This window comes from Marivirga arenosa (assembly GCF_030503875.2).
GTDB lineage: Bacteria > Bacteroidota > Bacteroidia > Cytophagales > Cyclobacteriaceae > Marivirga > Marivirga arenosa.
This window is the reverse complement of sequence record NZ_CP129968.2, coordinates 1,292,274-1,304,522: the sequence shown is the minus strand read 5'-3', so window position 1 is coordinate 1,304,522 and position 12,249 is coordinate 1,292,274. Positions and strand designations below refer to the sequence as shown.

At 32.4% G+C, this 12,249-nt stretch carries 8 protein-coding genes; 3 read left to right on the top strand and 5 right to left on the bottom strand.

Going from position 1 to position 12,249, the window contains the following annotated elements; all coding sequences use genetic code 11:
• Positions 1-72: 72 nt before the first annotated feature.
• From typA to QYS47_RS05700, 4 genes are all read right to left on the bottom strand, one after another.
• Positions 73-1,881, bottom strand: a complete 1,809-nt coding sequence (gene typA, locus QYS47_RS05715; protein ID WP_322348006.1) for a translational GTPase TypA — start codon at positions 1,879-1,881, stop codon at positions 73-75.
• 225 nt (positions 1,882-2,106) lie between these two features.
• Positions 2,107-3,651, bottom strand: a complete 1,545-nt coding sequence (locus QYS47_RS05710; protein ID WP_322348005.1) for a S8 family peptidase — start codon at positions 3,649-3,651, stop codon at positions 2,107-2,109.
• A gap of 170 nt (positions 3,652-3,821) precedes the next feature.
• Positions 3,822-4,601 (bottom strand): hypothetical protein, encoded by a 780-nt coding sequence (locus QYS47_RS05705; RefSeq protein ID WP_322348004.1) that lies wholly within the window; start codon positions 4,599-4,601, stop codon positions 3,822-3,824.
• 13 nt (positions 4,602-4,614) lie between these two features.
• Positions 4,615-5,853 carry an ABC transporter permease gene (locus tag QYS47_RS05700; RefSeq protein ID WP_308357402.1) on the bottom strand — a complete coding sequence of 413 codons (1,239 nt, stop codon included), beginning with the start codon at positions 5,851-5,853 and terminating at the stop codon, positions 4,615-4,617.
• Positions 5,854-5,990: 137 nt separating this feature from the next.
• On the opposite strand from QYS47_RS05700, the gene QYS47_RS05695 reads away from it, so the two are divergent.
• The 3 genes from QYS47_RS05695 to QYS47_RS05685 all read left to right on the top strand — a co-directional run bounded on the left by QYS47_RS05695 (position 5,991) and on the right by QYS47_RS05685 (position 11,715).
• On the top strand, positions 5,991-7,259 hold the full coding sequence (locus tag QYS47_RS05695) for an asparagine synthetase B (RefSeq protein ID WP_322348003.1): 1,269 nt from the start codon (positions 5,991-5,993) through the stop codon (positions 7,257-7,259).
• A gap of 463 nt (positions 7,260-7,722) precedes the next feature.
• The gene (locus QYS47_RS05690; RefSeq protein ID WP_322348002.1) at positions 7,723-8,226 is read left to right on the top strand and encodes a glycine-rich domain-containing protein; all 504 of its coding nucleotides are present in this window, start codon (positions 7,723-7,725) and stop codon (positions 8,224-8,226) included.
• 288 nt (positions 8,227-8,514) lie between these two features.
• On the top strand, positions 8,515-11,715 hold the full coding sequence (locus tag QYS47_RS05685) for a sensor histidine kinase (protein WP_322348001.1): 3,201 nt from the start codon (positions 8,515-8,517) through the stop codon (positions 11,713-11,715).
• A gap of 17 nt (positions 11,716-11,732) precedes the next feature.
• Here QYS47_RS05685 and QYS47_RS05680 read toward each other — a convergent pair whose 3' ends face one another.
• Positions 11,733-12,176 carry an RrF2 family transcriptional regulator gene (locus QYS47_RS05680; protein WP_302103835.1) on the bottom strand — a complete coding sequence of 148 codons (444 nt, stop codon included), beginning with the start codon at positions 12,174-12,176 and terminating at the stop codon, positions 11,733-11,735.
• Positions 12,177-12,249: the final 73 nt, after the last annotated feature.

Genomic DNA, 12,249 nt, shown 5'->3' with positions numbered 1-12,249 from the left:
TGATAGCTAAAAGTTAGAGAAACAAAAAACCGGCATAAACCGGCTTTTTCTTATTTTATTTAAATGATGCTATTATGACTTATCTTTATTAGCCATTCTTTTACGCTCGTTTTCATCAAGGTAAATCTTACGCATTCTCATGCTTTGTGGGGTTACCTCCAAATACTCATCCTTCTGAATATATTCTAAAGACTCCTCTAAAGAGAATTTCTTTGGTGGTGGTAATTTTGCATTATCATCAGACCCTGAAGCTCTCATGTTCGTTAGTTTCTTACCCTTTACTACATTCACGACCAAGTCATTATCACGAGAGTGCTCTCCAATTACCTGACCTGCATAAAGATCATCACCAGGCGCAACAAAGAAAGTACCTCTATCAGTTAATTTATCTAATGAGTAAGCAGTAGCCATACCTGCATCCATTGAAATCATAGAGCCGTTATTTCTACCTGCAATTGGGCCTTTATAGGGCTCATAACCGTTAAAACGGTGCGTCATAATAGCTTCACCTGCGGTTGCAGTTAAAATATTATTTCTTAGTCCAATGATCCCTCTAGCAGGTATATTGAATTCTAAATGCTGTACATCACCTTTAGGTTCCATTACAGTCAGCTCACCTTTTCTTTGAGTTACCAATTCAATTGCTTTACCAGAAACTTCATCCGGAACATCGATAATTAAATGCTCCATTGGTTCATTACGAACTCCGTCAATTTCTTTATATAATACTTGTGGCTGGCCTACTTGAAGTTCATAGCCCTCTCTTCTCATGGTTTCAATTAAAACTGATAAGTGAAGAATCCCTCTACCATAGACTAAGAATTTATCTTCAGAACCTGCTGGCTCTACTCTTAAGGCTAAGTTTTTCTCCGTTTCCTTCATTAAACGATCACGCAGGTGACGAGAAGTTACAAATTTACCTTCTTTTCCGAAGAAAGGTGAGTTATTGATGGTAAACAACATGCTCATTGTTGGCTCATCAATAGAAATTCTTGGTAATGGCTCTGGATTTTCTGGATCGGTAACCGTATCACCAATATCGAAATTATCTAGTCCAATAATTGCACAAAGATCACCAGAATGTACCTCTTCTACTTTCTTTCTACCCAATCCTTCAAAAACCTGAAGTTCTTTAATTCTCATTTTTTTAATCGTACCGTCCTTTTTACAAAGTCCAATCTGCATTCCTTCTTTCAAAGTACCTTGGTATAATCTACCAATTGCAATACGACCTACAAAAGAAGAGTAATCTAATGACACAATCTGCAGTTGTGGTATTCCTTCTTTTACTGGGGCTGCTGGAATAGTTTTAACGATTTCATCAAGCAATGGAAAAATATTATCGGTTTTATCTTTCCAGTCTGTACTCATCCAACCCATTTTACTTGATCCATAAATAGTTTGGAAATCAAGTTGTTCTTCGGTAGCGTCTAAGTTGAACATTAGATCAAAAACTTGCTCATGTACTTCATCAGGACGGCAGTTTTCTTTGTCAACTTTATTGACTACCACTATTGGTTTAAGACCTAAGTCTAATGCTTTCCCTAAAACAAAACGTGTTTGTGGCATAGCTCCTTCAAAAGCATCTACTAAAAGTAACACTCCATCAGCCATTTTTAATACACGTTCCACTTCACCTCCAAAGTCAGCGTGACCCGGAGTATCAATAATATTGATTTTAATATCTTTATAAGTAACGGAAACGTTTTTACTTAATATAGTAATTCCTCTTTCTCTTTCAAGATCGTTGTTATCCAAAATTAATTCGTCTGATTCCGTTCCCTCACGAAACTCTTGACAAGCATAAATAATTTTGTCAACCAATGTAGTTTTACCGTGGTCAACGTGGGCGATAATCGCCACATTTCTAATTTCTGACATCTAAATAATATAAATAAATTAACTGATATTCAACTAGTTAATACAACTAATAAAAAGTATCAACTAATCAAGTTGCAAAGGTAAGGAAAATAGTTTGGGGTATAATAGTTATTGGAAATAATTTAATATTCTGATAATCTGAGGATTTGACACTAAATCATTTAAAAAAATAAAAAAGCTGGTCAATATGACCAGCTTAGTTAATACAGCATATAATTTAATTATTTATTGAACAGCAGTAAACGCATTCAAATTACCATATCCGAATTCTGAGTTTCTATTAGGATAAAAATCTGCCGATTCTTTCATTTTTTGTAATACTTGGCTTCTGCTCCACCCAGGATTTCTTGACCAAACAAGAGCCGCTATTCCAGCAGTAGTAGCAGTAGCAACTGAAGAGCCTCCTACGGTAGAAGGTTGATCACCATTCATGGCTACTGATAAAGGATGCGCATTTGTTCCAGCCTGCTCCATAATTACAGTGAAATCTACTTTACTACCCGAGTGACAAACATCACATCTTTTATATTGACCTTCTTTAACACCCGTTACTGCAACCGTTTCATTCATGCTTGCTGGAAAGATTACACCAAACCAATTCGTAAAGCTTGTAGAAGTTCCTGCAGCTGCAAAAATTAACTTTCCTTTTCCATAAGCATAACGAATACCATCCGCTACTTTAGAATTATTAAAAACATCTCCTATTGACATGCTAATGATTTTCACATCAGATCGGTTCCCTAAATAAACCAAAGCTTCAGTTACTCCATCTTTCTCATTCCCACCATTTATTACTACATCACTAGTTCCTCTAACGCCTACTAAATTGGCGTTATAAGCTACACCAACAGCATTCCCATCATTTCCCCTTGGCGCGGTAGCCACTCCAGCCATAGAGGTGCCATGACCACATTTATCATCCGGTCCATCGTATTCCTTCCACCACCACATTCCAGTTTGATAGGTTCCTCTACGTTCAACAGTTCTGCCTTGAGAAAAACCAGAATTGAATTGCCCCCCTAAATTCTCCTGATTTGGAGAAACACCTGTGTCAATCATACCAATTGTAATACCAGCACCAGTGCTATATTCCCAAGCTTGGTTGATGCCCATCTGAGGATAATTCCATGACATTTTAGCATTTGGAGAAATGGTAGTGTAAAGCCCAGAGATATTAAAATTCGGTTCATTTGAGCAACCCGAATCACTATATCTTTGACCCTCATTATAGGTTTGAAAATCAACCTCATAGCTTAAAGGCTCAATATACCGAACGTTTTCCATTGATCTCAATCTGCTAATTACCTCTAAATCAAGAATCTTCATTTCAAGAAAAGGTAATACATCATGTGAAAAGCGTTCCAAATCATCTTTATTGACTGATCTTTGATATTTTCTTTCCAATACAAAACGGGTTTCTTCTACTATATCCGTTCTAGATTTTACCCAATTTGGATCTTCAACATTAATTGAGGTTATTCTTTCGTTAATGTTGCTTTCACCTTCCGCCTTATATCCTACAGTTAGTATACTATCAGCATGCATTAAGGCGCTCCATAGTTGAACATCATTTAATTGGGACCATTTGAACTCATCATTATCTTGCAATGACTTTATAATAATAGCATCAATATCTTCTTTAGGCACTAATTCTATTTCTTGTACTATTTCAACTGAATCATCTTTCATATCCAGCATTTCATCATCATTAGAACACGACCATAAAATTGAGGCTGCTAATATTAATGTTAAAATTTTCTTAATTTCCATAGTGTTTAGTTTTGGTTTTTGTTTTATGCTGTACTAGAATGAAATTGCAAAATATTAATTTAACTTACAAATGAAAGGCAGAATAATATTTGCACTATTTGAAGAATAAAAACTCTACCATTAACAAAAAACTAAAATGAAATTGAAAATATAAGAGATGAATTGATAGTTTATTCCTTATCGAAATAAACTTCTTTACCATCATATTTTAACATGTAACGGCCTTTGGGTAATTTTTGAATGTCGCAGGTAACATCCTTACCTCTTTTAATAATTCTACTATTTGCATTATACAACCAGAAGCTAACCTCCTCAGAAAATTCAATCATCCAATCATCCGTTATAGCGTATGTAATTTCACGCTTATCTGATTTATAATTGAAGGTTTCTGAATATTTTACAGGTAACTTCAGATCATGATATTGTACTCGGTACAGGTTTTCTCCAAAGCTATGATCCGCTTCTACACTATGCTGATTGATGAATATACCCCCTTTGGTTTTGACAGTATCCAATATCATCCATTCATTGTCAATTTGTTTTTCCACTATGTAAAAACCTTCTTTCGATTCTTTTGTGGTAATCCAAATTATTTCATTCTCATCCACATAAAATTTCAGCCAATTGAATTCAAGTAAATCTTCTATTACTTCAGGATTGGTAAGTTCTGGTTCACAGCTATCATCATGCACAATTCTGATCACTACCCGGCTGTCAACTTCAAGACCTTGCATATCAATTTGATAAGCAGAGACATCAGGGTTTTTAACCAACAATTGTCCATTTAAATAAATGGCCTCAATACAAAAGCCTGCTCCCTGCCCTAAATAAGGATTACGAACAAATACGTTCTCACCATTGTAAAAACCACGGAAATAGGTATCCTTTCCTATCGAAGAAAAGGATATGATAGTAAATAATAAAAATAAAAGCGAGCAATTTCTCATCATAACTCCCTAATAATCATTCATATCGTAATGATTCTATAGGATCAAGCTTAGAAGCTTTAAATGCAGGATAATAACCAGAAATTAAACCTACGGATGCAGAAATGGTAAATCCTACAATCATCCAGACCCATGGCACCACAAAACCTCCTTCACTAATGAGAGCCGATATACCGTTTCCGATGGCAATACCTAATACAATTCCTGCCAGACCCCCTATCTGACATATTACGATGGCTTCCCATAAAAACTGTAAACGGATTTTTGTAGGTGACGCACCAATCGCTTTTCTAATTCCGATTTCTCGAGTTCTTTCTGTTACTGAAACCATCATAATATTCATGAGACCAATAGATGCTCCTAACAATGTAATAGCCCCTATTGCGAAGCCTCCGATTCTGAGGTAGCCTGCAATTTCTTCTAACCTTTCCGCTAAGGATTCACTTTTTTGAATGTTGAAAGAGTTCTCTTGTCCAATTCCATCTCCTCTAACCCCTCTCATAACACCCGTTGCTTCAGCGATTCCTTGATCCATCATTACTGCATCTGGTAAAGAAACCGTAATAGCGTATTGTAAAGTACGGTTAGCAAAAAGTGTAGATAATCCAATTGGAATTATTATTGACTGGTCGGCACCTCCACCTCCCATACCTCCTTGTTCTTCCAGAACACCGATCACCTTAAATCTTGAACCAAAAAAGGATATGTCTTTATTGATAGGATCAACATTTTCATTAAATAATTTACCTACTACATTAGCACCTAAAATCACTACTTTATTATTATTTTGAACCTCAAGAGGTGAAAAATTCCTTCCTTCAGCAATATCGTAAGCTTTCTGTATTAAATAGTTTTCATCAGAGGCATAGACTCTGATGGTAGGTGTAGTTTTCTCTGATTTATATTTTAATTCAGCACTTCCGGTTATTCTGGTATAAATGGACACATTACCAGCATAATTATATTTACTTTTAAAAAGTAAAGCTTCTTTGTAACCTATAGGTTCATAACTTTTCTCTTTCTTTCCTTGAGATGTACCTCTTCTTCCATCCTGTCCTCTTGCTTCTATGTCAAAATTATTGGCACCTAGTCCCGCTAAATTACCACTAACTGAATTCTGAATACCATCAATAGCGGTAAGTATACCCACTAATGCAGTGATTCCAATAGCAATAATAGCTGCCGTTAAAATAGTTCTTAACCGATTTCCTTTAATCGACCTTACGCCTTCTTTTATGTTTTCTAGGTAATCCAAATCAATTATTTTTTGTAAATTTTAATAATTTAATGTGATTATACACGATTTATTACATAAATGTATAAAACTTTAATTTGAAACTCCATTAATTATAATTAGTTATACATTGATAAGTGATTTATTTTCCCTTTACTATGATTAAAAATATTACGCTATACCTTTTTATAAGCTTCTTTTCGGCAAATATTCTATTCGCCAATCAAATTCTAGTTCCAATGGATAAAGAACAGGCCAATCATTTGAAAGCCTACGGAGTAGCCTATTGGATTTTAGAAAAAGAAATTCCGATTGATTGGTTATTGAATTACCGAGGCGGGAGCTTTCTGATAGAAAGTCGACAATCCATTATTAATGAATTAATCATTAGGGGCATTAGCTATGAAATTATTTCTGATGCCAATGCTAATAGTTTATTGGATGAGATAGCGAGCCCTTCTTCTAATAAAGATGCAATGCGACTGAATAAGGTTCCTAAAATCGCAGTATATTCACCGAAGTCAAAACAACCTTGGGATGATGCCGTAACGCTTGTACTCACTTATGCGGAAATTCCTTATGATGTAATCTTCGATGATGAAATCATGACAGAAGGTTTATCAGAATATGATTGGATTCATCTTCATCATGAGGATTTCACCGGGCAATACGGTAAATTTTATAGGAGCTACGCAAATCAACCCTGGTATATTGAACAACAAAAAGAATATGAAGCCATGGCTAAAAAACATGGTTTCAGAAAAGTAAGTCAATTAAAATTAGCTATTACTCAAAAGATCAGAGGTTTTGTCAACAAGGGAGGCTTCTTATTTGCCATGTGTTCTGCTACTGATACTTACGATATAGCCTTGGCTGCAGCTGGTGTTGATATAGCTGCTAGAATGTATGATGGTGATCCTGCAGATCCGAACGCTCAAGAAAAACTAGATTATGAGCAAACTTTAGCTTTTGAGGATTTCAAATTAGAAATGAACCCATTAGAGTACGAATATTCAAATATTGACCAAAACCAAATTGACAGACCCGGTATAAAAGAAGGAAATGATTTCTTTACCTTATTTGAGTTTTCAGCTAAATGGGACCCAATCCCTACTATGCTAACTCAAAATCATGAAAAACTGATTAAAGGATTTATGGGACAAACTACTGCCTATCGAAAGTCATTAATAAAACCTGATGTCGTAATATTAGGTGAGAATGATGAGATTAATGAAGCTCGATATATTCACGGAATATTTGGCAAAGGATTTTGGACTTTTTATGGAGGGCATGATCCTGAAGATTACCAGCATTTTGTAGGTGAACCTCCTACCGATTTAAATTTGCACCCTAATTCACCAGGCTACAGATTGATATTAAATAATATCCTATTTCCAGCAGCTAAAAAGAAAAAGAAGAAGACTTGATACTGGGAAAAGGAATTACAATTATTACTAAAATACAATTTCAACTGATAGAATAATAATTGGTGAAGACAACGATTCTTTGAAATATTAAATTTTATGGTAAAAAAAATATAAAATATTACCTTAAATTTCTTTTAAAATAGCATTAACTGTTTAAGTAATTATATGCTATAACTAATAATAAAGTTGAATATTTCATGATTTATTAAATCGGTTAAAATACACTATTTCAAATCGTTATACTTTTCCTTGCTTAATAAAATGAGCTCCGTATTTTTGCATCCTCAAATTTTAAAATAACTCTAAAAAGTACAAGAAATGAATACTACTTCTACAAAAAACAATGCTAAATCAAACTCAGAAAAAGCTCAATTAGTAAAAAGAATTTTGACAGATAAAAAGTTGAATTCTCCTATTTGTTCTGTAATCTGTTCAGTTAATTAATCCATTTTACTTAAGTAAAATGTTTCATAATTCTACAATAAATAAATCTTTATTATCAGCTTTAGACTCTGAAGATGATAATATAATAATACAAGGATTTATGGAAAGATATTCTGTTAGTTGTGATGAAGCTACAGAAATACTTAATGAAACTAAAAAATGGTTATGGTTAGCTTCTGAAAATATAAAGGAGAAAAAGGGTTTTCGACTTTTTATTGATAATTCATTAATGATAATTGATGAGATGTGGCACAATTTTATATTGCATACAAGGCTTTATCAAAAATTTTGTCATGAAAAGTTAAATACATTTATTCATCATGAACCCACTCCTGCTTCTGAAAAAGTAATAGGGTTTGACAGTGAAGCAGAAAAACAAAAATTTGAAAAAAATCAGGAGGAAAAATTAAGTCAACAATTATCATATATATATGATAAGTTAGGTCCAGAAACCTTAACTAAATGGTACGAGGAATTTCCTGAAAAATTTAATCAAAAGAAAATGCAAGCGATAAAACGCTGACCAATAACTAATTTTCAATAAAAACGGTAGTAGAAAAGATGATTTGCTACCGTTTTTTTATTATTTCAATAAATCTATCCAATAGTATCTATAAGCCTTAATTTTTTTCAATTTAATTCTATATATTTCTATTTCAGTCTTACATTTTGCCTGATTAAATAAAAATTGAAAGAAGAATTCTACCATACGAGTAAAATCTATTTATCAAATTTGTTATTTAAATTCATAATCATATTCATTATATGTTTGAATTTTAACCAAGTATTTGGCCAATCTTATTTTTCTCCAATGATCCAAAATTATTCTTCCAAAGAATATAAAGCTGGAATTTCAAATTGGGATATGGCAATAGGTAATTATGGGATTTTATATTTTTCTAACTTGACGGGTTTATTAAGATACGATGGATATAATTGGGATTATATTAAAATTAATGGGGGAAAAATATCCCGTAGCATTCACAAAGATTATAAAGGCAGAATATATATAGGCAGTAATAATGAAATAGGCTACTTAAACTCCGACAGCTTAGGCCAAGTATATTACCAATCTTTAAGAAAAAAATTACAAATAGAGCAGTTTGGCAATGTCATTCAAACGCTAAGTATAAAAGATAAAATTTATTTCATAACACTAAATTACCTTATCCAATATGATCAATCGGAATTTAAACACTGGAAATTAAATAAAGGATTTGGTGGCTTTATATATAATGAAAGAATTTATATAAAAGAGGTTGATAAAGAATTGAAGAAGCTGGAGAATGACAGTTTAAATGCTATTCCAATGATAAACACAATTAACCCAAACTTGATCAGAAATAATGTAACAAATTTAACCCAGTCCGATGAACTGTATATAATAGACATTAATTCAAATAAAGGCTATAAATTCAAGAATGATTCTATTTTTGAAACAAAACTCACATTTCCTTTTGGTAAGTCAGTATTATCTATTACTGGTAATGAGAATTCTTTTTGGGCATCAACAGTAAGAGATGGTATTTTTAATTTCAATTTGAAAAGTTCGATAATAAATCATATTGGGATGAAAAATGGCTTCCCTACTAATATAATTTTCAATATACATTCAGATAAGCAAAATGGAGTTTGGGCACTACATCAAGATGGAATCACTAGAATCCAATCTGATAAAAAAATAATGTGCTGGAATAAAAATAAAAATTCCAGCTTCATAATTAGTGAAATTTCAAACAAGAACTCCATTCCATATTTTGCAACTCTCAATGGTTTATATAGTCTTAAGAAAAATAGTATGCTGAATTTTATACCAGCTAGCAAAGACAGATTATTCCACATATTTGAATATCAAAATTTTAGAGTTGCAATGGGAGAAAAAGGAATGTATCAGATAATAGATAGTAAAAACATAAAGACTCACCCGATACAAAAAGCTACTAATTCCTTTGATTTTAATGAAAGTACAATTTCAATAACTACATTTAATGATGGTATAATTAAATACAATTTCAAAAATCAAGACGTACATGAATATATCCCTGAGATAAATGGCTTTTGCAATAGTACATTAAGTATGGATTCCATTCATTGGTTAAGTTACAAATCTGAAGGAATCTATCTGATTAATGATAATAATGGTCATCCAAAATGGAAATTTTTCAATCAAAAACACGGATTACCAGATGTTAGTGGAATCAATATATTAAAAACTCTTGATGATGAAATCTTATTTTCTACCACAAAAGGCTTTTATACTCTTAATGCAAGACCGAAAGCTGATTCAAGCGATTTTTTTGTTCCACATACAAAAATTACCTCTGAGAAATTAAACATCAACAATATTGATCAGGACAAATTCGGTAATTACTGGATTACTGTAATTGAAGAATCACAAAAACAATCGGTAATAAAATATGAGCGACAAAAAGACGGTAGTTATTTAAAAATCACCCAAGCATTAAAAGTAATTCCAAATCAAAATTTTTCTACAATTTATGTTGATGAATCTGAAGATAGTGTTGTTTGGATAGCTGGTAGTGAAGGATTATATCGATTTGATGAAAAAATTAAAGTTAATTATGATATTAAATTTAATACATTCATAAATAACGTAAGTTTAAGAGATTCCTTAATTTCTGCTGGTATTTACAAAACCTACAAAGGATTGGATTCAATACCAACATTAACTATACAACAATCAGAAGATGAAATACCAAAATTTGACTTTAGTAATAACAACATAAAATTTGGTTTTAGTGCATTATTTTATGAGCAACCTAAAAGAAATCAATACTCATATAAATTAGAAGGGTTTGACAAAAAATGGTCTAGCTGGACCTCAATAAACAATAAAGAGTATACCAACTTACCAGCAGGTAGTTACACCTTTAAGGTTAAATCTAAAAACTTATATGATGTAGAAGGAGCCACTGCTACTTATACATTTAGTATTCTTCCACCCTGGTATCAAACCACCTGGGCATATCTAATTTTTAGTGTTATAACTGTAGGTATTATCTGGTTTTTAATGTTAGCCTATACATATAGAGTTCGTCAACACCGAAAAAAGCTAAAACTCATTGTAGCCGATAGAACATTTGAAGTAATGCAGCAAAAAAGGGTTATTGAAAAGCAATTAGTCAAAATGCAAAATTTAAATGAAGAAATAAGCCAGCAGCGTGATGACATATTAGAAAAAAATGAAGAATTAGAAAGCTCGCAGCAAAAAATAATCACCACCAATGAGAAACTTCAAGAACTCAACCATGCTCTTGAAGAACGAGTTGAAAAGCGAACAGCAAAAATTAAAGATACAATAAGAAAGCTTCAGCAGACCAATAAAGACTTAGACACTTTCACCTATAAAACTTCTCATGATTTAAAAGGCCCTATAAGTAGGATTAAAGGGATTTTAGCTCTTGCAAGATATGAAAACCCTGAAGCCAAATCTGATAAATATTTAGATTTAATTGAAAAAACAACCAAAGAGATGGATATTCTCTTAGCTAAACTTACGCAAGTCCATAATATTTATAATTCAAAAATTGAATATAATAGTATTGACATTCCTACAGTATTTAGAGATGTTATGGATAGAATTAGTCCATTGGTTGAACAATCTCAATTTAAATTTAAATTTGATTTACAAAATGAAAATGAGTTGAAAACTGATGTAAAAATGTTAGAACTCATTTTACTTAATTTGTTAGAGAATGCCTTAACCTATTTTGATGACGATAAACCACAAAAAGAAATAAAACTTAGTACAATAAGAAAAACAAACACTTTTTATCTTTCTATTGAAGATAATGGTATAGGAATACCTGAAAAACAACTTCCTAAAATATTTGAAATGTTTTACAGAGGTTCTGAAAAATCGATTGGTAATGGGCTTGGACTTTATTTAGTTAAAGTAGCCGTTGAAAAAATAGGAGCAAAATTAGAATGTGAATCGGAAGAACACAATTTCACCAGAATTATTATCAAATTTCCGTTGAACAAAGAATAACTTCCTTTTTTAGAGTATTAGCTTTTCTTTTTAGCTATTAATTTTTTCTCTTTTTCTACTAAAGTCTTGAGTGTCTGATTTTTAAAAATCTTAACGGTTTCATTACGCACTTTTAGAAAAGCCTCTCTTATAGAGCAGGTTTCTTCATCTTTGCATTCTTCACAGCGTTCGTAAAACTTAAAAGTAACGCAGGGTAATAAGGCTATAGCCCCATCAAACAAACGAAGAACTTGAGCTAAATTCACGTTTTCGGGTTCTCTTCTTAAATAGTAGCCTCCCCCTTTGCCTTTTTTGCTTCCTAATATCCCATCATTCTTTAATTCTAACAGTATAGCTTCTAAGAACTTTTGAGGAATATTTTCTTCTTCAGCTATAGTGCTAATGAGAATAGGACCACCCCCGTACTTTCTACCTAAATGCACTAAAGCATTAATTGCATATTTAGACTTCTTTGAAATCATGATGGCAAATATACACTTTGATTATAAAAAGGAAGGTGTTTTTACAAAAACAATAACAATTGCATTGAGCATT

Excerpts from the sequence above, each read along its gene's own strand:
- typA (WP_322348006.1), bottom strand. The coding sequence starts at position 1,881 with ATGTCAGAAATTAGAAATGTGGCGATTATCGCCCACGTTGACCACGGT.
- QYS47_RS05710 (WP_322348005.1), bottom strand. The coding sequence starts at position 3,651 with ATGGAAATTAAGAAAATTTTAACATTAATATTAGCAGCCTCAATTTTA.
- QYS47_RS05705 (WP_322348004.1), bottom strand. The coding sequence starts at position 4,601 with ATGATGAGAAATTGCTCGCTTTTATTTTTATTATTTACTATCATATCC.
- QYS47_RS05695 (WP_322348003.1), top strand. The coding sequence starts at position 5,991 with ATGATTAAAAATATTACGCTATACCTTTTTATAAGCTTCTTTTCGGCA.
- QYS47_RS05690 (WP_322348002.1), top strand. The coding sequence starts at position 7,723 with ATGTTTCATAATTCTACAATAAATAAATCTTTATTATCAGCTTTAGAC.
- QYS47_RS05685 (WP_322348001.1), top strand. The coding sequence starts at position 8,515 with ATGATCCAAAATTATTCTTCCAAAGAATATAAAGCTGGAATTTCAAAT.
- QYS47_RS05680 (WP_302103835.1), bottom strand. The coding sequence starts at position 12,176 with ATGATTTCAAAGAAGTCTAAATATGCAATTAATGCTTTAGTGCATTTA.